This is a genomic window from Granulicella arctica (assembly GCF_025685605.1).
Classification (GTDB): domain Bacteria; phylum Acidobacteriota; class Terriglobia; order Terriglobales; family Acidobacteriaceae; genus Edaphobacter; species Edaphobacter arcticus.
This window is the reverse complement of sequence record NZ_JAGTUT010000001.1, coordinates 3,037,189-3,059,873: the sequence shown is the minus strand read 5'-3', so window position 1 is coordinate 3,059,873 and position 22,685 is coordinate 3,037,189. Positions and strand designations below refer to the sequence as shown.

12 protein-coding genes are annotated in these 22,685 nt (G+C 58.0%); 6 read left to right on the top strand and 6 right to left on the bottom strand.

What is annotated here, in order from left to right:
- Window positions 1-42 precede the first annotated feature (42 nt).
- Both OHL20_RS13045 and OHL20_RS13040 read left to right on the top strand, forming a co-directional pair.
- The gene (locus tag OHL20_RS13045) at window positions 43-2,076 is read left to right on the top strand and encodes a BACON domain-containing protein (protein ID WP_263383616.1); all 2,034 of its coding nucleotides are present in this window, start codon (window positions 43-45) and stop codon (window positions 2,074-2,076) included.
- Entirely contained in the window at window positions 2,054-4,660 is a 2,607-nt protein-coding gene (locus tag OHL20_RS13040) for an FG-GAP-like repeat-containing protein (RefSeq protein WP_263383615.1), read from the top strand. Before OHL20_RS13045 ends, OHL20_RS13040 begins: the two co-directional genes overlap by 23 nt.
- Window positions 4,661-5,186: 526 nt before the next feature.
- Here the strand turns inward: OHL20_RS13040 and OHL20_RS13035 are convergent.
- Window positions 5,187-6,257, bottom strand: coding sequence for a glycoside hydrolase family 43 protein (locus OHL20_RS13035; RefSeq protein WP_263383614.1), 1,071 nt, complete (start codon window positions 6,255-6,257; stop codon window positions 5,187-5,189).
- Window positions 6,258-6,440: 183 nt separating this feature from the next.
- Here OHL20_RS13035 and OHL20_RS13030 point away from each other — a divergent pair, with 183 nt between their 5' ends.
- Window positions 6,441-8,018, top strand: coding sequence for a sulfatase family protein (locus tag OHL20_RS13030; RefSeq protein WP_263383613.1), 1,578 nt, complete (start codon window positions 6,441-6,443; stop codon window positions 8,016-8,018).
- Window positions 8,019-8,179: 161 nt separating this feature from the next.
- Here the strand turns inward: OHL20_RS13030 and OHL20_RS13025 are convergent, their stop codons facing one another.
- The 3 genes from OHL20_RS13025 to OHL20_RS13015 are packed head-to-tail and all read right to left on the bottom strand — an operon-like array spanning window position 8,180 to window position 14,039.
- Window positions 8,180-10,171, bottom strand: a complete 1,992-nt coding sequence (locus OHL20_RS13025) for a hypothetical protein (protein ID WP_263383612.1) — start codon at window positions 10,169-10,171, stop codon at window positions 8,180-8,182.
- Window positions 10,168-12,525 carry an nSTAND1 domain-containing NTPase gene (locus tag OHL20_RS13020; protein WP_263383611.1) on the bottom strand — a complete coding sequence of 786 codons (2,358 nt, stop codon included), beginning with the start codon at window positions 12,523-12,525 and terminating at the stop codon, window positions 10,168-10,170. The genes OHL20_RS13025 and OHL20_RS13020 overlap by 4 nt, the downstream gene beginning before the upstream one ends.
- Entirely contained in the window at window positions 12,522-14,039 is a 1,518-nt protein-coding gene (locus tag OHL20_RS13015; protein ID WP_263383610.1) for a toll/interleukin-1 receptor domain-containing protein, read from the bottom strand. The genes OHL20_RS13020 and OHL20_RS13015 overlap by 4 nt, the downstream gene beginning before the upstream one ends.
- A gap of 500 nt (window positions 14,040-14,539) precedes the next feature.
- Here OHL20_RS13015 and hrpB point away from each other — a divergent pair, with 500 nt between their 5' ends.
- From hrpB to OHL20_RS13000, 3 genes are all read left to right on the top strand, one after another.
- A complete protein-coding gene (gene hrpB, locus OHL20_RS13010) occupies window positions 14,540-16,861 on the top strand; it encodes an ATP-dependent helicase HrpB (protein WP_263383609.1) in 2,322 nt (773 codons plus the stop codon).
- A 148-nt stretch (window positions 16,862-17,009) separates the two neighbouring features.
- Complete coding sequence (locus OHL20_RS13005) at window positions 17,010-18,905, top strand: alpha-L-arabinofuranosidase C-terminal domain-containing protein (protein ID WP_263383608.1); 1,896 nt, start codon at window positions 17,010-17,012, stop codon at window positions 18,903-18,905.
- Between the two features lie 702 nt (window positions 18,906-19,607).
- Window positions 19,608-20,474: a Nif3-like dinuclear metal center hexameric protein gene (locus tag OHL20_RS13000; protein WP_263383607.1), complete on the top strand. Its 867-nt coding sequence runs from the start codon at window positions 19,608-19,610 to the stop codon at window positions 20,472-20,474.
- 299 nt (window positions 20,475-20,773) lie between these two features.
- Here OHL20_RS13000 and OHL20_RS12995 read toward each other — a convergent pair whose 3' ends face one another.
- Window positions 20,774-20,983, bottom strand: a complete 210-nt coding sequence (locus tag OHL20_RS12995) for a hypothetical protein (RefSeq protein ID WP_263383606.1) — start codon at window positions 20,981-20,983, stop codon at window positions 20,774-20,776.
- Window positions 20,984-21,079: 96 nt separating this feature from the next.
- Window positions 21,080-22,597, bottom strand: a complete 1,518-nt coding sequence (locus OHL20_RS12990) for a tannase/feruloyl esterase family alpha/beta hydrolase (protein WP_263383605.1) — start codon at window positions 22,595-22,597, stop codon at window positions 21,080-21,082.
- Between the last annotated feature and the right edge of the window lie 88 nt (window positions 22,598-22,685).

The following is a 22,685-nucleotide window of genomic DNA, read 5'->3' as shown; positions in this document are numbered from 1 at the left end:
GGGCCACGTTGTACGACTCACGCCTCACTAAGGATCTCTGCCATGTTCCCCATTCTGGTTCGCTCGTCGCGCTTCGCCCTTGCAGGCGCTTTCGCCTCCCTTCTCGTTCTTTCCTCGTTCGGAAGCCTGCATGGACAGGTTGCCGCATCTTCCGCTGCGATGGTGCAGACGGCCAATGCCCGCCTCACCGCTGAGGCGCAGAGCGGGTTGCCGCTCACGACCGAAACACGGTCGATGCTGGTGGCGCGTCACACTGCTCTCGTCTCCGTCTTCATGGATGCACCCTCGACGGCACGCAGCTATGCTCTGCCGGCAGCCACGCGCGAGGAGCTTGTAAAGGCGAACCCTGCCTACGCAGCCCTGATTGAGCAGGAGAAGACGATCACCGGCCAACTCACCGTCGCCATTGCAGATAACTTTAGGAATCGCACTTCGCAGAAGGTGTATAGCCTGTATACAGCGGCGGGCGCCATGAGGGTTTCCTTTGCTGCCGCTCCGGCAAGCTTATCGGCCCTGGAGGGTCGGGTGGTCACCGTCAATGGCCTTGGTTTCCCTGAGATTTTGGTTGCCGATAGAGTTCGGCCTGCAACACGCGCGGAAGCAGACTCTTCTATCGCGGAAGTTTCGAAGGTCTCACGGTTGAACGCAAATGCTGTCCGCACGAATGCCATACCGCCCTTCACCGGACCCGGCATTACCACCACGGCACCCCCGTTCGCTAATGTCACGGGCCCGCAGAGCGCTGCCGTGATCATCGTCGATTTTGCCAGCACGCCGATGGATACAAATAACAATCCCCCGTCGGCAACTCCTTTGACGCTGCAGGGAGACTTCAATACCCAGGCTTACTACAACAAGATCTTGAATCCAGGCTCGCTCCCCAACGTCTCCGACTATATTGCCGAGACATCCTACGGCAAGGCCAGCTATGCTGCCGACGTCTATGGCCCCTTCGTCTTATCGACGGGCTATAACTGCGCCCAGACAAACGCCATGCTTGCAGCCGCGCTACAGGCTGCGGTCAATGCTGGCCTGGATACATCCAAGTACAACCGCTTTGTCTTTCCGTTTCCGTCGACTGCCTGCACCTACGACGGGCTCGCTTCAACCGGCTTCACGACCCCGCTGATCAATCACGAATGGACCTGGGTTGCTTTTCCCGTCCAGCCAGCCGAAGTCAACAATACGCCAGGATTTGCGCAAAAGTTTCTCGTCATGAGCCATGAGTTCGGCCACAACCTTGGCATGAACCACAGCAACACCATCGACTTCGGTCCGACCGCCCTTGGTCCGATCGACTTTGCGGCCACTAACCCCGGCACCGTAGATCCTGGCGGTCCCAGCCACCCGGCCGCGTTAGAAGCCGCAGCCCTACCTGCTGCTGTTGGAAGTCCGATTACAGGGATCAATGATGAGTACGGCGACCCTTTTCCGATCATGGCAGGCGTTGGATACACTCCCTACAACGCAGAACATCGCTACAGCATCCTCGGCTGGATCGGGGCGGATGGTGAGAAGGATGTCACCGCTTCCGGCACCTTCAGCGTGGCTCCTACCGAAAATACGACTGGCCTCCGCGCCTTGCATGTACTTCGTGATGCGCCCTCGAACTCCTGGATCTGGGTCGAGTTTCACCAGCCGAACAGCACCTACACCAACTTCGGTATCCCTTACCTGGCGATGCCCAATACCTTCACCAGCGGCGCAGAACTTCTTTACTCAACGAGCTATCTCGACGCCAGACACACCTACATTATTGACACCACGCCCAGCGCGAAACCGAATAATTTCGCGGATGCAATCCTGGGCAACGGTCTAAGCTGGTCGGACCCCTACTCGCTCCTGACGATAACCTCTGGCTCGCAGACCAATAGTGCTCTCGGAGTAACGGTCAGCTACGACACTGCATGCGCCACTCCTGCCCTGAGCACGTCGAGCGTACCTGCCACCGCCGGTAGCGGCACCGTAACTGTAACCGCAGCAGCCGGATGCGCATGGACCGTCTCTTCAAATGCGGCATGGATCACCATCACAAACGCAAGCGGAATGGGCAATGGCACTGCAGCCTTCACCTAGCACCATTGCAAATATCCCTTCTCTGGAACGCCGCACCTACCTCACCACCGCACGGCAGAGTCTTCCACTCATCCAGCAGGGCACCGGGGTCAACGTGCTCACCGTCACTCCTAAGAGTGCGACCGTAGCACCGGGGGTCTTTACACCGTTTGCGTTTCATCTCAACAACGGGTCCGGCACCGGGGCAGACGCCAGCTTCTACGTCACCATCGGCAGTCTCAATCCAGTCACAGCATTCCAGGCGTGCACGATCGGCGCGGAGCCACAACCGGGGAATGACCCAAGCAACTATGGCATCTTCACAAACGGAACTTCCGACTCAATCATTGGAAGCTCCGGTACGGTGACGATCGGGGCCTGCACGATCGACCTGAGCAACAGCACCTTTACCTCCAACGGGAGCAACGCTACCCTCACGCTGTCCATATCCTTCCCCGCTGGCTTCTCTGGAAATCACCCGATCACCGTCAGCAGCGATAATACGAACTTCTTGAACATGGGCTTTGTCCAGGTCAGCAAGCCCAGTGTTGTTTACACGACAACAACGACACTTACGGCAACTCCCTCCGCTATCACAAGTACACAGTCCACCACGCTGCAGGCTTCGGTCACCTCGGCCTCCAGTACTGGAGCCGGCCCCACCCCCGATGGTTCGTTCTCGTTCTCCTCAGGTACTGTCAACCTCGGCACCTGCACCATTGCCGGTGGCACATGCTCTCTTCCGGTGAATGGCTCCATGCTGCAGACGGGGACGCAGACCATTACGGCCACCTATACCCCAACAGTGTCTTTCACCTCATCCTCCGCGAGCACGAATGTCACAGTGACCAATCTCACTGCGTCCACGTCGGTTGCTCTAACCGCCACTCCTGCGTCGCCAGCCCCCGCTGGCACGGCCATCACCTTAAGTGCGACCGTCACCTCAACCGCAACCTCTGCTCCTGTAACAGGGAGCACGGTCAAGTTCTACGATGGCTCGGTCGCGACAGGCACCCTGCTCGGTTCGGCAGCGCTGAACGCTTCCGGTGTAGCAACGATCACCATCACTCCTGCTGTGGGCGACCATATCTTTGTGGCTCAGTTCCAGGGGACGACGGCCTTGCCTGCTAAGACGGCCTCGCAGTATCCCTTCACCGTCGCTGCTGCAGGCAACTATGAGACGACCAGCCTGCTGACGTATACGCCGACTGGTGCTACCTACAGCTTGACGGATACGGTTACGTTCTATGGCTTGTCGGTACCCGGGGGCAAGGTCAACTTCAACGACGCTACAGCGGTCACCAAGACGGAAGGTACGCTTGTGTCGTTGACTCCCACTACAGCGCTGCCGACGACGATCACGACAGGCGCCACGAACACCAGCACCCTGGTCTCGGCGATCGGGGACTTCAACCAGGACGGCATTCCGGACCTTGCCACCACCAACTTCGGTGACGGCACCGTCACCGTGCTGCTCGGCAAGCCTACCGCGATGCCCTCCTACAAGGTGCCGGCAATCTATCCTGTCGGCAAGGCGCCGTATGGTGTGGTGGTCGGGGACTTCGACCAGGACGGCATTCCGGATCTTGCGGTGAGCAACCTCGCCAGCGGCACGGTCAGCATCCTGCTCGGCAAGGCGAACGGAACCTTCAAGGCCCAGAAGAGCTACCCCACCGGCAAAACTGCTCTCCCTGGCACCACGACGCCGCCTGCAGCGTACGGATTGGCCATCGCAGACTTCAACAAGGACGGGATACTGGACCTGGTCACCACCAACACCCAGGAGGGAACGATCAGCGTCCTGCTCGGCAATGGCGATGGTAGCTTCGCCGCACCGTTGACGACTGCGGTCGGCACAGATCCTTTCCTCTCCGTCGTGGCGGACTTCAACGGCGACGGCAATCCTGACCTGATGGTGGTGAACTCGAAGTCGAACAATGTCTCCTACCTGACCGGGGATGGAAGCGGCAACTTCAGTGCCGCAACCGTCACCACCTACGCGACCGGGGGTACACCGTACGCGGCGGTCGTCGGCGACTTCAACCAGGATGGTCGTCCGGATGTGGCCATCAGCAACCTCGGCGATCCGAACGCTCCTCCCACCACCGGCTCGGTCACCATCCTGCTCAACCAGGCAGGCGGCGGCTTCGGCACCACGAGCTACGCGACCGGTATCGAACCGACCTCGGTCGTGGTGCTGGACTTCAACGGCGACGGCAAACAGGATCTGGCGGTTGCCAATCTTGCCAGCAACACCGTTGGCGTCCTTACCGGCAACGGGGACGGCACCTTCAACCCGCAGGTAAGCTTTCCGTCGGTTGCCTCGCCGTACCTGCTCTCGGTCGGCGATCTGAACGGCGATGGCAAACCGGACTTCGCCGTCACGCTCTTCGGAGGCGCGAACGTCGCCATCCAGCTTGGCACGCAGACCGGGGTCTATAGCCTCACCGGTCTCACTGGTGGCGCTGGCGATCAGGTTTCCGCTACGTACAAGCCATCGGCCAACGATGCGTACAAGGCAACCACGTCCAACACCGTCCAGGTGTCGGCAGCGACACCTTCGGTGACCAAGACACCGGTCGCCAAGAAGGGCGTCGTCAACTGAGCTGAACCAAATCGTCGTAACAAACAACATGGCTGCTCGGGTGTTCTCCGGGCAGCCATCTTGTTTGTTAGGCCGTAGGCCTGATCGGGAACTTGCATCCGCGAAGTTCTCACTTCGTGTCTAAATGCAGGGTAGAAACCTATGATTTGCGGCGTCAATGATCGCGTGTTCCGGCCTGGTTCTCTACGACGCCCTCAAGAGTTGGGTTTTTGGAGACAACGAACACAGCATAAGTTTGCGTCGCCCCGATCTATGAATACGACCCGCCCGGCGGGTTAGTTAGAGAAGTCCGTGTTGCCTTGCTTGATACAGAGTCGGAACCGTAGCTTCGAAGCTGAGGCTACGAAGCCGTGATCCATCCATGCGGCCCGTCCATTGCTCCAGTCAGCGCGAGTTCGACCGTACCTGCAACGTCTCGCTGGTGAATGAGGCTGAACGCCTTTGCGCAACCCTGCTTTGCATCGACTGCAGGTCGCTGAACACGAGACGGAACTACGGGCGGACCCCGGCACCTGCAAAGTGAAGATCAAGGATGGCTTGATGGTGGCAGTGATCGGGGAGCGGGACCGTTGGGCGTCATCCGCACGGGTTCGATGTTGCCCTTTGCGTCGAAATGCATCTCGTCGATGGCCATGACGCGCTCGTTGGGTCCGGTGGTGCCGAGAGGGTGGCGATGATAGACGATGTACCAGTCATCGGTCCCGGGGATCTGCAGCACGGAGTGATGGCCGGGACCGTTGGCGACAGCGGGATCGGTCTGGAGGATCTTACCGATGCGTTCGAAGGGTCCGGTCGGGCTGGCGCTCCTTGCGTATGCAACGCCGTAGCTTGCATCTCCCCAGTCGCCCTCGGACCACATGAAGTAATAGACGCCGTGACGCTTGATCATGAACGGTCCTTCGACATAGTGTTCCGGAGTGATCTCCTTGTACAACGAGCCATCGTTCATGGGGATGACACTCTTAAGATCAGGTGCGAGTCTGGCTACATTGCAGTGGCCCTGACCGCCATAGTAGAAGTAGATCGAGCCATCGTCGTCCTGATAGACCATCGGGTCGATGGGCTGCGCGCCGTTGTGGAATGCGCCGATGAGCGGCTTGCCGAGGGCGTCGATGAAGGGACCTCCGGGCTGGTCGCTGACGGCGACACCAATGCCCCCCTGGAAGGTGTCCTGCTTCTGAATATCGTTGGCGGCGAAGAAGAGATAGTAGCGGCCATTGAGGTGGATGGCCGTGGGTGCCCAGATCGCATAGGCGGCCCAGGCGACGTTGCGAATGTCGAGTACGCGGGGATGCCTGGTCCAGTGGACGAGGTCCGGCGATGAGAAGGCATCGAGCGAGGTATGTAGAAGATAGACCGGGTGAATGATGGGTCCACTGCGAAGCTTCCGCTGGAGCGGGTTGAAGGATGCATCGTCATGACTGTCGGGTGCGGGACTGGACGAGGTAGGGTAGATCCAATATTGACCGGCAAAGATGTGCACCTCAGGATCTGCATACCAGCCCTGCTGCGAAAGGTTCGATGGAGTCTGCGCCTTGACGGAAGCGCAAGAGAGAGCAGCGATGAGGAAGATGGCGAATCGAAGATATCGGGACACGTTTTTCCTGTCGAGCGAGATGAAGAGCGTAGAAGCTGCCTTGTCGCAGGCTACTCCATGTAGGGGAAAGTTTGGGAGAGGCAGCCAATGAAAGCGGCGGATCGGCAAACCGCTTTGCTTCGGTATAGTTGGCATGAGATTCTCGCCGCATCGCTGATGCTGGAATCTACTCATGGAGACCGCATGCCGATCGACCGACGACTCTTCCTTCAGCAACTTGCGGTCGTGGGCACATCCCTCGCAACGAGCACCCTGCACGCGTCCCCACGTTCATCCTCTGCGAACAAGCCGAACATTGTCGTCATTCTGTCCGACGATGTCGGCTACGGAGATCTGTCGAGCTACGGCGCGACCCACGTTCACACGCCCATGATTGATGCTCTCGCCGCAAGCGGCCTGCGCTTCACCAATGCACACTCGGACGCAGCAACCTGTACGCCATCTCGCTATGCCATGCTGACAGGCAGCTATGCCTGGCGGCACGACGGTGTGCAGATTCTGCCCGGCGACGCCAAACTGCTCGTCCAGCAAGATCAGGCAACGATTGCCTCCGTGCTCAAGTCGGCAGGCTACACCACTGGTCTCGTTGGCAAGTGGCACATCGGCCTTGGCGATGGCAAGATCGATTGGAACGGAGAGATCAAGCCCGGCCCTTGCGAAGTCGGCTTCGACGACGCTTTCTTCTTCGCGGCGACTGCGGACCGAGTGCCATCGGTCTACATCCACAATCACCGCGTGGTAAACCTCGACCCTGCAGACCCCATCCAGGTCTCGTACGACCAGAAGATCGGCCACGAACCGACCGGCAAGGAAGACCCTGACCTGCTGAAGATGCACTTGAGCGAAGGCCACGACGGCACCATCGTCGACGGCGTAAGCCGTATCGGCTTCATGACCGGAGGCAAATCCGCGCTCTGGAAGGACGAAGACATGGCCGCAACCTTCACCAACAAAGCGGTTGAGTTCATCGAGAAGAATCAGCACCGCCCCTTTCTGCTCTACTTCACACCGAGCGACATCCACGTACCCCGCATGCCGGCAGAGCAGTTTGCTGGTAAGAGCGAGTGCGGCGTCCGCTGCGATGTTATCGACCAGTTGGATTGGAGCGTCGGCCGCATCGTCGAGACTCTAAAGCGTCTTCATCTGCAGCAAGACACGCTCATCATCTTTACCTCCGACAACGGCCCTGTGGTGAACGATGGATACGATGACGGCTCGGACCGCAAGCTGGGTGAGCACAAACCAGCAGGACCTTTTCGTGGGGGAAAATACACGATCACTGAGGGCGGCACGCACATTCCTCTGATCGCAAACTGGGACGGTCACATCAAGCCCGGCACATCGACCGCCCTGGTAAGCCAGTTAGATCTATTGGCGAGCTTCGCTGCGTTGACCCGGCAGGCAGTTCCGCCGGGCCAGGCAGAAGACAGTGTCAATGTTCTGCCTGCGTTACTGGGCCGATCCCCGGTAGGTCGGCAGTCGTTGGTTGAGGAGGCGCAGGTCCTCGCGATCGTCGACGGCACGTGGAAGCTGATCGATCGATCGCAACGGCCCGGCCTCCATCCGGGACCGATTCCGAAGCCAAAGGCAGGCGCCATGGAGACCAAGCTCGCGGACGACGGTTACCCGACCGCTGAACTGGAGCTCTACGACCTGAGCGTCGATCCTCACGAAACGAAGAACCTCGCAAAGGCGCATCCGGAGGTCGTCATCCGACTTCAAAAAGAGTTGGTACGTATTCGCTCGGGGCGTCATAGCTGAGGATCGGTCGGCGGTCAGGCACTGTTCTTGCCTCATGCTCCCAAGATGCGATCATCCGGCTCTGAATAGGAGCGAGCGCCGAATTGCCCGAAAGCGTGCGCAGAAGCGTCGACGAGTGCGTGGCGAACACGTTTACGCGTTCCAATCGGCAGAGACCACAACTATGCGGGCTCCGGGACGGCTCGGGTGACGTAGACGAATCGCCAATCGTTCAGGTCGGCGACCAGCACGATCTCAAGATCGAGGAGGATTTGACGTAGCTCCTCAAACAGCGGCACCTTGCCGGTCTGGCGTTCCAGGTCTGTCTGATCTCCGACCGAGTGGATGAAGTGGCGTAGCGAGCGGCTGATGTCATGGAGCGCAGCGCTGGTCTGGACAGAACGCTTGCTGAAGCGCTCAAAATCTCCCTGATGGCTGAGGGCAGCGGCGGTCGCTCCGAGGGCGGGCAGGGCTGCGCTCAACGCAGCCATGGTCAAGATGATCCGTTCAATCCCCTCTTTCTCGTCGATTCCCAGGTGGCGCGTTACGAGCAGAAAAATAAGCAGCGCGAGCGAATTAGCGACCGCGATGACCAATGAGAGGCGGCTCACGCGTTCCAGGCGGGCGTGGATCGCGCTCAAGATGGAGGCATTTCGCTGATGATATCTCTCCTGATCCTCGGCGATGCCGGTCAGGGCTGACAGGGCGACCTTCTGCAGGGCCGGGGCCGAGAGATCCAGGTTGGGGAGGCCGCTCTCGGCGAGGTACGCGTTGGCGAACCAACCATTCCAATGTCTCTGGATATCCCGGATGGTTCGTCTCCCTCCAAGGCCTAACAGGGTCATTGCCCACGTAGCGCGGAGTTGTTCTGCGAGCTCCCGAGTGCGGAGCCAGCGTTGGTGGTTTTGCGCCCGGCGACCTAGCCAGTAGAGTGACAGGGCGGTGAAGAGTATGGCCAGCTCCGCAAAGACAAACCAGGGCTTCTGCTCGTGCAGCACGACGCCGGTAAGACCCGTGGTGACGGCGAGGAACGAGAGCCCGAGGATGAGAACGTAGGTGGACCGGTAGGCGTGGCCAAGCTGGGTGGCGATGGCATCAGCGGCAGCCCATGCTCCGGTGAGGTTGACCTGGGAGGCGGTCCGCTCCTCCATCGGGTAGCCCTCCCAGGCTCCCTCGGTGAGCTGCTTGACGTAGTCGGTCGAGAGACGCCAGCGTTTGAGCCGGTCGCGTAATCTCTGCTGACGTCTCTTGGCCTTTTCTTCCAGGGTGGCCGAGGCACGCTGCGCGGGAGCGGCGATGAAAAGCTGATAGATGAACCAAGGTGTCGTGCCGGGCACGGACTCATGATGCAGATAGTCGTGCAAGGTGTATGAGCTGTCTTCCTTCTCCACTGCTTTTCTACCGTGCGCTCCATGTTCCTCATGCGATTTTGGGTTCGAGCGTGGAGGGACAAGGATCGGGTGAAGAGCGGCGTGGAGGGTTTCGGCATTGAAGGGATGGGCATGTCTTCGAACCCACTCGAAGATATCTCCCTGGATCGCTCCGGAGGGAATGAAGCGAATGTCGCCGGTGGCCGGGTCGATCCAGATGATGGGCACGCCAATCTTGAGGGCATGCAGGACAACGTCTCCGGTGCCGCCGAGGCCGCGGCTCGGCTCGCCGTTCCAGATCGCGATGAGCAGATCGGCCTGGTGGACGATGATCTCACCGATGGTCTGGTAGCGCGTGTCGCGGCGGAAGGCTGCGAGCGGACTTGCCTGTTTCGAATCTTCCGGGATGAAGTCGCAGAGACGGAAGACGGAGTTTGCGTGGGTCAGCAGATTCTCGTAGGCGATGCGTTCCGATTCATCCATCGTTCGGCTGTATTCACGATGGGGAAAGGGCAGGACGACTTCCAGACGGCGCGTAGTCTTGTCGGCTTGCGGCAGAGCGAGCAAAGCTTCCGCTGCAGCCTGGTCAGCCCCTGGAGCGAGTGCCGAGACCAGAATCATCTGCGGTTGATGATGGGGGTCGTAGGTGGCGGTATGCAGATGGCCGAGGGCCGCCTCCGTGGTCGCAAGGACGTTTGAACAGGCCGCGAGAACGGATGGGGGATCGTACGGCCGGCCGGGAACGGGGCGGTGGCCGGTGACTCCAAGACGAAGCACAAGGCGAGGACGCGGCGGATGGATCATCGAGCGGAAACCCGGCCGGAGTTCTCGATGAACTGATCGACGTAGCGTTGGCGGCGTCTCACGACGATGGTGCCCGCGATCATGTCGGCGAGGGCGCGCTTCTGCGGGGTGAAGGGCTGGATGAAAAAGGTGAAGAAGGTGATGAGGCTTCCGAAGCACCGGCCGGTGAACGTTCCGAAGCCGGCGCGCCTGCCGTTTCGCTTGAGGATGGCTATTCCGAAGAGGAGGTCCGCGATGGTGCCGCGCGCCGGGCCGCTCCTCGCGATTGCGGGGTAGAGCCAGCCGAGGAGAAAAAGGAAGCAGAAAAATAACCCGCCGAGGGTGTCCTCGTTTTTCAGGGGCGGCGTCGCAATAAACTCCCACGCGACCGAGATTACGAGGACCACGATAAACGAGAAGAAAGAGAGTAGTGCCCCATCGAGCAACGCGGCGAATACGCGTTGCCAGAAGCCGGCATAACGAAGGTTTTCAACTACAGTTCCTGAACCCCCTAAAGCAGTAGAGGCAAGTGGAGGCGGCGGAGCTGCTGTGATAAAGGGAGAGGTTTTAACGATGCTTACAACTGGCTGCTTCGCTGCGAAGCGCAGGAAAACTCGCCTTGTGACGAAATTGACACACAGGTAGCCTAATAAGCAGAGCAGAGCTATGCCAAAGATGCCGCCAGCCGCGAGACTCAGCGCTGTTCTAAACTCGTCCCCCCTAAATAGGCTTGTTATTGATTTCATGATCTTCGTCAGAATTGTCAGTGTTACAGCGGAGTCGGCGGGATCCAAGAAAGTACCTACAACATCTCTGTGAAGTACCAGGGCGTTCAAGAACTTGAAAGAGGAGAACATGAACGCGGCCCAAGCGGCCATCGTCAACCCTTGTGAGATCCGGCCCCACTTTCGTTCGAGTTCCTGATTGAAGCGCTGCTGGTCCCGCTCTTCCCGGCTGGCTGCGAGAAAGGCGAGTCCCATGTTGTATCCATCGCGGTACAGAGCAGCCCAGTGGATATTCGGCTTTTGGCGGGTCTGCCATTCCAGCGCCACCTCCAGGCCGGGGTCGCGCCAGAGAGCCTCCCGACCGCTTTTATGGAGCATCGCGGATTCCACTAGCCTGCGATACATATTGGCAGACTCGGCCTCTTCAGAAGCCCAGACCTTGAGCCGGTCCCAGACGCGCATCAATATCTCGTGGGATATGTCAATCATGGTATCCGGATGGAGCTTGTGAGAGATAGGCGGCATGAGGAAAGAGCAGTTCGGACCGCGCATCAACTCGAGCACCGGCATGACGAAATCGTTCGAGCCGAGGACGTTGTACAGGGAAGCGAGCGACATGGGGCGGCGAATGCCGCGGGCGTCCGTGCCGGTATCGGTCAGCGCTTTGAAGATGCGCCCGCAGATCTCTTTCTCTTCGGCGGATTTTAAAGAGGCGTACGCCTCCTCGGCATGGAGGTCGAGCGCATGCATCATGGTGCCGATCGCTTCATAGTGCTCAAGCGAGATCAGGCCCTGTGCATTTGTCGTAGCCTGCCAGTTGATCCACGTCCGGTTGATGGCGTGCTGCAAGAGTGAGAGTTGATCGGGGTTGTCCCCGACATCGTTGACAAGACGCGTGAGGAGGACCGGGCTGATCTCACCGCCGGAGACTTCGATGGGTCCGGCGATCGCCGCTCGGCGCTCCTCTCTAGTCATTCTGGGGATGAGATACTGGCCGGCATTGATGGCCTCCGGCAGACCGTCAAACTGGGAGCATTCGCCGAGGAAGTCCGAGCGCATGGTGAGGACGATGTAGATGGGGAACTCCCGGAGGGCGGCTGCCTCAAGCAGAAGCTTGACGAGCGCGGCGGCCTCTTTGGTGACCCCGTAGGTATTTCCCGAGCCCTTCGATGCCGCACCGTAGCGGAAAATCTCTTCAAACTGGTCCACGATGAGCAGAACATTGGTGCCCTCGGGAAAGCGCGCAAAGTCGACCAGATGGGTGAGACCGAGACTGCTCATCTGGAGGGTGGCCTCGATTATCTGGAGAAATGAGGGTCCTTCAGGGTGCAGATCCGAAGTGGACTTGATGCTCGCGTCCCATGCCTCGGCAAGTGAATGGACGGGCTTGGCGCCGGGACGGAACTGAATGATCTGCCATCTCGTTCCGGCGCTGGCCATGAGACCGCGATTCAGGGCTGGCTTGAGACCGCAACTGACAAGGGACGACTTGCCGCTGCCGGAGGTTCCAACGACCGCAAGGAAGCGGGTTGCGGCCAGCTTATCGACCATGCGGTCGACCTGGCTCTCGCGTCCGAAGAAGAGATATTCCTCCTCATCGCGGAAGGGCCTCAACCCTGGAAACGGATTCTCGAGAATACCGTTGGTCACCTGGAGTCCTGCTCCAGCACCTGGGTGAATGGCGAGAGAATCTGGGCGGAGTCACCCTGCATAGCATCGAGCAGAAAGGGTTCACCCATGTCGATCAGGTCGTGCTTGGCCTCTGTCTCGGGCGCCGCAAGGTAGGTATACACGGGGGATTTCGTCTTTTTGCTTGAGACGCCCTGAAACCTTCTCAGCTCATTCTTGACCGAGAGCTTCCAGGCCTCGCTCCCTAAGCCGTAAAAGACGATGATGCCTACGCTCTGCTGCAGGAGACTCTGGTTTGCCTCTCGGACCTCCTCCGCACTACCTTGGAAGACGGGTAACTCCACCTCATACCCAAGTGCGTTGAGTCGCTGACGGATGGGCACGGTACTCCTTCTGTCCTGTACCGTGCAGATCAGGTAGACGAGGCGACGATCGGTGGAAGCGCTTGGTGGAAGCTCCTCGACGCTCGGAGTTCGGAACTTCTCGAGCGCCGCGTGGATAGCTCCCTTGAGCTCTTCCGGGCTCTGGGAGGTGATAACGTCGGCGCCGAACTGGGTCTCAGGGTCGGTCTTCACCATCTCGATGAAGGCGCCCTGATCGGGCTGCCTGGAGACCGTGTCCTCTGCCAGGCGCAGTATGCGGGGCAGGTTGCGCTCGTGGCTGAGCAGGGTGGCTATTTCATTCTGTAACACGACAATCGACTTCTGACTTGGACCATCCGGCACCGCTCCGTAATTGGAGCCGATGAGATGAATTGATAGCTGGCACTGCCCCAGAAGCTCCTGGACCTGTGCGCAGAACGTAGTCTCGTCGCGGGCCAATGGGCACTGAGGCAGGACCCTGTAGCCATAGCTCTTCAGCTCCGCGTCAATCTGCTCTCGCAGATCCTTCTGATCGTAACTGCACTCCGCCAAATAGACGGTCGGCATGGTCTTGACACCTTTGTGTTCCTTGCGTTCGCCGATCATCGTTCCGTCTGGCATTACATTGTCTAGTTGCTTGAGAACTAGCGACAGCTCCCATGCAAGCTTGCTGACGCGAAGGAGATACTTCTCTCCTAACTCCGAGCCAAAGAATGGATCCAGTTCGACCGGACTATTTTCCTTGATCTGATAGAACTCATGTCCAAGAACGGTCTGCATGACTGCCGGGAGCTGCTCCTCGGTGATGGGAGGCGTCTTGACGACCTTGACGACACGGCAACTATTATCGATCGTAAGGCCGTACGGCTGGGTCGCTGCGATCTTGCAGAACTCGGTCACTTCACGTACGCACCACGCGGACTCGACGTACCGGGGGCTGACGATGGAAAGCAGAAGAGCGCTCCTGGGAAATTGCGAAACGATCCTGCTCTCAAAGGCGTCGGTGCCGCTCAGCTTCTGATCCCGCCAGATACGTGCCTGCTTGCCAAGCCGCATGCTCAAGAGAGAGGTAAGTGAAAGGTGGAATCGAGTCACCCATCCCTCCTGCATGGCAGCCAAGGGAGCATTATCAATATGCGCATAACTGATGAACAGATCGTTGTCGAAGCTCATCGATGCCCCTTTTCAGAGTGAAAAGTATGGTATGTGCGATCAACGGTAAAATCAATGTTATTCGCTGTGAGGACAGGCTACGCAAAAACTCATTCGATTGGGTGCTCAATAGACGCAGGGAGCGACCTACCAACCTCCAGGCGTTACGCTTCGATGCAATCGGCCGACATCGCCCCGTGCACGGCGAACCTGATTGGCCTTCCGCCAAGCCGACATGAAACATTGTTGTCATCTCAGGGTAGAAGCTCATCATCGTTATCTTATTCATTAGAAAGTATCTTGTTGATGCAGTGTCCAGATGTCTAGTCTCGTGCAAAGTTCGAATGTCCCCAGGCCTCGTGCGGTGCTAAATACGCTGATGTAATCACAAGACTCACCAACAATCCAGTGAAGAACAGGGAGGTTCGCGCATCACCGTCCTTCCCCTTTCCCCATGGTTGTTAACTGCTAAGCTGGCGTAACGTTGACTCGATCCAAGACAGCATGGTCCGATCAAGGAAGTGAGCCCTCGATCAGCACTTCCGGTTGACGCAGTCCTGCCGGAGATTCTCAACTCCCTTCGGCACATTCCCAATCTAGTTCTTGAAGCGCCTCCAGGTGCCGGTAAGACCACCCGTGTTCCCCCTGCACTTCTTGAGGCGGTTCAGGGGCAGGTCATCGTCCTCGAGCCACGCCGAATCGCCGCACGCATGTCGGCCCGGAGAGTTGCCACCGAGCGCGGTGAAGAGGTAGGCGAGACTGTAGGCTACCAAGTTCGCTTCGAGGACCGAACCGGGCCTCGCACCCGTCTGCACTTTGTGACCGAAGGTATTCTTGCGCGACGCTTCGTGAGCGACCCTCTTCTCAAGGACGTGGATGCCGTTGTCCTCGACGAATTTCATGAACGTCACCTCGACAGCGATCTCGCACTCGCACTTCTAAAGCGTCTCCAGAAAACTCGACCAACACTCTGCATCATCGTGATGTCGGCAACGCTGGACACCACCTCAATCTCCAGGTTCCTCGGAAACTGCCCGGTCGTACGTTCAGAGGGGCGGCTGTTCCCGCTCTCCATCCGGCATACCCCGTACTCGCCGGATATCTTGCCCGTACAGATCAGGAAGGCTGTCGCGAAGTTGACGGCGGAGCAGCACAGGGGAAACATCCTGGCGTTCTTGCCTGGCGTCGCCGAGATTCGGCACGCAATGCGCGAGTGTCAAGCGACAGCACAACAGGCGGGCATGCTGACGCTGCCGCTGCACGGAGACCTCACTCCAGCGGAACAGGACCGCGCCGTCCTGCCAGGTTTAGAACCGCGACTGATCCTTGCCACGAATGTGGCGGAGAGCTCCATTACGGTCGAGGGCGTCACCACGGTCATAGATAGTGGCCTCGCCCGTCTTGCCACTCACTCGCCCTGGACCGGTCTGCCAACGTTGCATGTCGGCCGCGTCAGCAAAGCATCCGCAACCCAGCGGGCAGGTCGCGCAGGGCGTCTTGCCGCCGGACAGGTCATTCGACTCTATCCCGAAGAGGACTACTTCCTGCGACCGGAGCATGAGAGTCCTGAGATTCTTCGGAGCGATCTTTCGCAACTCTTGCTCACCCTTCGTGCGATGAAGATCGAGCACCTCAACGATCTTGATTGGCTGGACGCTCCGCCTGCTCAGGCGGTTCTCGCGGCCGAATCGCTGCTCGACCAGCTTGGTGCACAGGGCGACGTTGCCGAACGAATGCACCGCTATCCCGTCTCACCACGTCTTTCACGCATCCTCATTGAAGCGATCGAGCGTGGAGTCGGCGAAGATGGGTGTCGTGTTGCCGCCATGCTCAGTCTCGCAGCCAGAAGTGAAAGAAGCGATCTGCTGGAGATGCTCGACCTTCCTCCAACGCAGCGCGAGTCACAACAGACTCAGCAGTTGCTCCGAATCGCACGACTGCCGAAACAGATCCGCCACGATGACCAGGCACTTCTGCTCTCGGTCCTCAGCGGCTTTCCGGACCGCGTAGGAAGGCGAAGAGCCGATAACCAGGTACTTCTTTCAACCGGTGTCTCGGCTGAGTTGACGGGCAGCGCTCCTGGCTACGAATTCCTTGTCGCCATCGACGCAGAAGACCGCAAGGAGAATCCCCTTCCGCTCGTCCGTATGACCGCCAGGGTCGAGCCGGAGTGGTTGCTCGACCTGTTTCCCAACCGTGTCCGGGAGAGCGCAGCCATAGTCTGGAGCCACACCGGTGAACGCGTGGAACAGGTCAATGCGCTACTCTACGAAAAGCTGACCATTGACGAGTCAAGGGGCAAAGCCTCGGATGAGGACGCTGCCACACTGCTCGCACAGAAGGCGCTTGAAGTCGGTATCGATAAGTTCGTAGACAAAGAATTGCTGAACGACTATCTCGAACGGCTCGCCTTTGCAGGGTTTCAAGTTCCGTCCCTGCCGCATGCAATGCGTGAGTTCTGTCTGGGTTTTTCCAGCTTCAACGAACTAAGAGGCGCTGCCAAAAGGTTCCTCAATCATCTCGAACAGCAGGTGGATGGTCGGTTGCTTGAAGTGCTAGCCCCGTCCACTATCACGCTTCAGGGTGCACGCAGGACGAAGATTCACTATGAACCCGGAAAACCGCCATGGATCGCATCGCGGCTTCAGGACTTCTTCGGCATGCGGGAGAGTCCCAGAATCGGCCCTGCACGAACGCCAGTCGTCGTCCATCTGCTCGCCCCCAATCAGCGTGCTGTGCAGACGACTACCGACCTTGCCGGATTCTGGGAGCGGCTCTACCCATCTGTCCGGAAGGAATTGATGCGCCGATACCCGCGGCATCAGTGGCCGGAGCGACCCTAAGTGTGGCGACGTCCAGACGTTTCGAACTACGTCTGGACGGACGACCCCCAACGATACCTTCTAGCCATGAACAAGCAAGCATGCGACCATTGCTGGGTCGCATGCTTGCTCTTTAGAGACAGTGTGTAACGTTCCCGGAGGAAGGCTTATGAAGATCTCCCCTGTGTCGGTCGGCACCTGCTCACTGTGTCTCCTTGCAACCGTTCTGTCGGCCCAGACTCCGGCAACACTGAAGATCGATACAGGAACACCCGTCGCAACGGTAAGCCCGATGCTGTACGGTCTGATGACGGAGGAGATCAACTACTCCTATGACGGAGGGCTCTACCCGGAGTTGTTACGTAACCGGACCATGTTCGCACCTCATCACGGCCTGGAGCTTTGGCCGGCAATTACGCATGGCGACTCAGTGGAGGAGCGGGTTGCAGACCCGGCAGTGGGCCCTAGCGAGGCGCTCCCGGCGAGTCTCAGGCTGACGATCAGTAAAGCCTCCAGCACGAGCCAGGCCGGGGTTGCAAATGGTGGGTACTGGGGTATTCCCATGCGTCCGAGCACGACCTATCGCGGCTCATTTTATGCGAAGTCCCAAGGGGTCGGCGCCGCACGCGTGCGCATCCTGACCGACGAGGCCGGCGTCTTGCTAGCCGAGGCGACGGTCGACATCAAAGATGGAGATTGGCAGCAGTACAGCTACGAGCTGCAGACAGCTGCAGGGATCAAGACGAGTTCAACCAACCATCTGGAGATCACATTCGCCAAACCGGGGACAGTGTGGCTGCAGCTTGTGTCACTCTTTCCTCCAACCTTCAACAATCGTCCCAACGGCAATCGGCCTGACCTTATCAACATGATGGCTGCGATGAAGCCCCAATTTCTTCGTCTTCCAGGAGGGAACTACCTTGAGGGCGACTTCATCAACGAGCGATTTAAATGGAAGGAGACGATTGGCCCGCTGGTGGACCGCCCGACTCACCGTAGTCCATGGAACTACCAGTCGACCGACGGGATGGGACTGCTCGAGTTTTTGGAGTGGTGCGAAGATCTGAAGGTTGAGCCTGTGCTAGCCGTGTACGCCGGCTACTCCCTGAAGGGAGAACATGTCGAACCCGGTCCAGCCCTTGAGCCCTACATTCAGGAAGCACTCGAAGAAATTGAGTACGTTGCCGGCGATGTTTCGACAAAATGGGGCGCGGTCCGCGCTAAAGATGGCCATGCCGCACCGTTTCCGTTTCACTACATCGAGGTCGGGAATGAAGACTTCTTCGACAAATCAGGCAGCTATGACGGACGCTTCGACCAGTTCGCAAAGGCGATCCGCGCTAAATATCCAAAGTACCAATTGATCGCCACCGCGCCTGTGAAGTCAGGTAATCCAGACATCATCGACGACCACTACTACAGGACCCCGGACGAGTTCTTCGCGATGGTCCATCACGACGATACCTTCGATCGCAAGGGACCGAAGATCTTTGTCGGCGAATGGGCTACACGCACCGGCTCGCCGACCCCGGACTTCGGTGCCGCTCTCGGGGATGCTGCATGGATGACCAGCATGGAACGCAATAGCGATCTGATTCTGATGGCCAGCTATGCTCCACTTCTAACGAACGTAAGCCCGGGCGGGATGCAGTGGTCAACCGACCTGATCGGTTATAACGCCCTACAGTCCTACGCATCGCCTGCGTACTGGGCGCAGGTGCTCTTCGGCAATCACCTTGGTGACCACACTGTCCAAAGCAACGCGACAGGTTCAAATCCTCTTCTCTTCTGGTCGGCTACGCTCTCAACGACGGACAAGGTGTTGCATCTGAAACTCGTCAACGCGTCTGATGTGCCTCAACCTCTAAGCCTCGATATAGCCAACGCTGCAGGTAGCGACGCGACTTTATATACATTGCACGCGACAACTCGCTTCGCCACCAATTCGATCGAACATCCCGACTCAATCAAGCCGGTGATGTCAAAGATCAAGACATCCAGCAAGCCATGGACTCATACCATTCTGCCGAACTCGATCGAGGTCCTCGACATCGCCATCCGGTAGATGGTCTAAACTCTTCGCAGGAGAACGACATGGAAACCATCGCCATTTTCATAGCCATTTTGGTAGGCGTTGTCACAGCCTTTTGCCTCGCGTTCGTGGTGTTGGGAAAGCGATCGAGAGTAGCGGCGGGCAGAGCGCACGCGCGTCGTCTCGCTGATGCAAGGATGAGTGCAAGACTCCTGAGACTCGACATCTGATTCGTCGTTTGGAACCCAACTTCACTAAAAAGCGCCGTTTCGAAAACAACAAGCCCTGAGTTGCCGAAAACACTGACTTTCAAGGAAGATGGTCTGGGTTGATGATGAACAGTGAAATATTTGGCTTACATGCAAGTTCGGCATCGATGTATTCGTTTTAGACGGATTTGCGTGACAGTACACGATGGTTGTCCGTTTGTGTGGATGGACCGGCTATCTGTCTTCCAAACGCAACCTAGCAGAGAATGACCGGGAGCTCGTCCAGAGCCATCATGGCCCATCGGGTTCAGCTTTGTCTGTATTTCCATCGGGCTTCATGATCAGTTTTGGCGCAATCATCCTATCCAAGTGACCTAAATCGAGTCGGCAGTTCACGCAAACGGCGTTTTGAAAAACATCTCCGCAATGAAGTCAAAGACCGTAGCGAAAGTTTAAGATGGCAACAATGAAAAACTCTCGTGCGTTGTCCGCTTGCTGCGTCAGGGCTGCTGTTTTCCTGGGAGTGGTGACATTTCTTAATAGAACTGCAACAGCGCAGACAAGTACGCCTACAGCAGGCGAGGCGTGGTCACGCATCCAGAAGTTCTATCTCCCAGCCCCGCCTCCGGCGACGGTCGATACCTTGAAGGCTGGCGACCCTGCGACGCCGGTGACTGGAATTGTCACTACGTTTCTGGACACGATGGCAGTTCTTCAGGAGGCCGTCCGTTTAGGGGACAACCTTGTGATCTCCCATGAGCCAACGTTTTATAACCATCTCGATGAGACGAGATTCTTTGCCGATGATCCCGTGTACCAGGCAAAGGTGGCCTATATCGAGCAGCATCATCTGGTGGTGTACCGGTTGCACGATCAGATCCATGCCGATCCTGCCGGCGATCACATCCTGAAGGGCGTTTACGAAGCCCTGGGGTGGATGAACTATCCGCATCCCTCTGGTCCGTTTGCTGAATATGTCGTCACAATTCCGCCAACGACTCTTGGTGAACTTGCACGCACGCTTGAGCGCGCCTTTCACATTCAAACACTGCGAGTGGAGGGAGATCCAAAATTGCCGATCACGCACGTGGCACTCTTGCCGGGTGCTGCAGGCATGGAAGAACAGGTGCATGCACTCAATGCACCGAATGTTGACGTGTTGATCGCTGGTGAAGCACGCGAGTGGGAGACGGTCGAATATGTCCGGGATGCTTCGACGCAGGGACGTAAGAAGGCCCTCATCCTACTGGGTCATGAGGTATCGGAAGAGCCTGGGATGGAGCGTGCGGCTAAAGAGTTGCGACTTCTCTTTCCCGGGATACGGGTGGACCATGTCTCTGCCGGGCAGCCGCTCTGGAGTCCAGAACATCCCGTAGCCCCAGCGAAGTTCTAGTTCCTCCAAAACTTCGGTTCATTGTTGTAACTGCTCGTAACAAGCCATCGCTCAAGCGGAGCGACTGGCAAGAACTGATCAGGATTGCCGCTTATCTGATTCTCGCTGTGGTCGTTGTTGTCGGACTTGTTATAACAAGGCATCGTTTCAAGACCCAACGCGAGCTGGAGTGGACGAGTGCAGCAGCCACGATTGACCAGCTTCAAGGTAGCTGATGTCAAAGTCGAGAAAGCGAAAGCGCTGAATAAACCTGTCGCCAGGGTAGTTTCTTGAACACTGCTCGCCGTTGCTCGTCTGCATCAATCGTCCCCGCCAATCGCTGTCAAGATCTTCAGGCGAACGTAGATAGAGAATGTGTGAAATTTATCCTGGGTGACCTCAAAGAGCCAGCGGCCAGTCTGGTCTGATGTGGTCAGAAGCTCGGTCTTCTTGACCTCCACTCCCTTCGGCAATATCGGCCGATAGGAGATGCCACTCGTGAGCTTGCCTCCATCTTCGGTATCCGTCAAAACTTCGAAGGTCGGGCGCCATTTGTAATATGCTTCGCGCGTGAAGAGACTCCGCTCCTGATGAGAAACAATATGAACCGTGATTCTTAGAGGACGTCAGCGCTTCTCCGAGCTGTCAATCAGACGGCAACTAAAGTTCGATGACGCATCGATGTTCCCAGTGCCGTTATAGTGAGCGATCTGAGGATAGGGACAGAGTGGACGCGTCCGGTCGATCTTACCCCCTGTCTGATGGGCAGCAACGATCTGCGCCGGAGCCATTCCCTGTTCGACCCACTGCTCCATCGCACTAATCTTGTCGAAGGTGTCAGGCCCCTCTCCACCTGAGCAGTGTGCCATGCCAGGAGCCATGAAGAGACGAACCCAGTTTGAGGTTTGTTCTGGACCTCCGCTTGCGTCCAGCACCGCTTTGTAGAAGTCGACACTAAAGCCGGGTGCGACCTGCTGGTCTGCCCAACCGTGATACAGGAGCAATTTCCCGCCATGTTTCGCAAAGGCGGTGAGGTCTGGACTCAGTTCGTCAACGTCCTTATCGATTGCATGTGCCTTCGCGGAGTCGCGTTCGAGGTCGAAGCTTCGCCAGTCCCAACTGGGATCCTGATACACAACGTAGCGAAACTCATCCAGAAAGAGATCGGCTGGCTGAGGCCCCCCGGCGATACGGCTCCAGCGAAGTTCTGTCCCGGGTTCCACGCGTGGAAACAGCACCTTACCCGTCTTGGTCGCAACTGGACTCGTGATCATCTGGGCAGTTTGTACCTGACGTGCTGTAAGGCAATCGGGGCTGTCCGCCGCTTTACACTGCAGCCTCTTAAAATCGACGTGACAACTTTCAGGGGCTTCGATCAGTCCGTCTTTCAGCCCGTCCTTCGCATCGCATGCATCCAAAACCGCCTGATGAATCATGGGATACTTCGTTGGCGGGATGTTGGCTTCGGGATCCTTGATCGTTTGAGCAGCCAGTTCGAGTGCCCAGGAGTTTCGGCGAATGTCTGCCGGGTCGCCAGCGATGATGCCGTCGAACTCCTCCGGATAGCGGGAGGCCTGCAACAGACCCTCGCGTCCGCCTCCGGAACAGCCGTCCCAAAGGGAGTAGCGCGGGTCACGACCATAGAACGCGTGGATGAGAGCCTTGGCTTCAACGGCCATCTCATGCTCGGCTCGATAGGCGAAATCAATGAGCTTCTCCGGATGACCAACAACGAACGAAGCGCTCGGACCACTGTGGCCATCGTCGGTTGCGCTCGTTGCATAGCCACGTCGCAGCGCCTCGGCCATGTCTCCGTAAGATAAGGAGCCTCCCCAGCCACCGCTTCCGACGGCAATATATTTGCCGTTCCAGGATGCGGTGGGAAGCCATACTTCAATGCGAATGTCGGAATCCTGAGTGGGCCTGAGCTCTACAGCGACGCGACAGAAGGCCGGTAAATTTTGAAACGTGTTCGTGGTTCCGGCAGGTGTGAAGCTACCCGCACCCAAAACCTTCGTCAACGTGATCGAGACCGTCGACGAGGTAAGTTGTGAGAGTCCGTCACACGACTCAGCGTGTAGAGCAATCGGCAGAAGCAGCATCGGAAACAGAACGACTTTGCAGAGGACGCGACCGGTATTCATGCACTGAACTATCTCTCGTAGCGTTCGTTACGACGTCAGGGAACAGAGGCACACTTCACCAAGAAACTTTTACCTCATCTGCTACGGA

Excerpts from the sequence above, each read along its gene's own strand:
- OHL20_RS13030 (WP_263383613.1), top strand. The coding sequence starts at position 6,441 with ATGCCGATCGACCGACGACTCTTCCTTCAGCAACTTGCGGTCGTGGGC.
- OHL20_RS13040 (WP_263383615.1), top strand. The coding sequence starts at position 2,054 with ATGGCACTGCAGCCTTCACCTAGCACCATTGCAAATATCCCTTCTCTG.
- OHL20_RS12990 (WP_263383605.1), bottom strand. The coding sequence starts at position 22,597 with ATGAATACCGGTCGCGTCCTCTGCAAAGTCGTTCTGTTTCCGATGCTG.
- OHL20_RS13015 (WP_263383610.1), bottom strand. The coding sequence starts at position 14,039 with ATGAGCTTCGACAACGATCTGTTCATCAGTTATGCGCATATTGATAAT.
- OHL20_RS13045 (WP_263383616.1), top strand. The coding sequence starts at position 43 with ATGTTCCCCATTCTGGTTCGCTCGTCGCGCTTCGCCCTTGCAGGCGCT.
- OHL20_RS13025 (WP_263383612.1), bottom strand. The coding sequence starts at position 10,171 with ATGATCCATCCGCCGCGTCCTCGCCTTGTGCTTCGTCTTGGAGTCACC.
- OHL20_RS13005 (WP_263383608.1), top strand. The coding sequence starts at position 17,010 with ATGAAGATCTCCCCTGTGTCGGTCGGCACCTGCTCACTGTGTCTCCTT.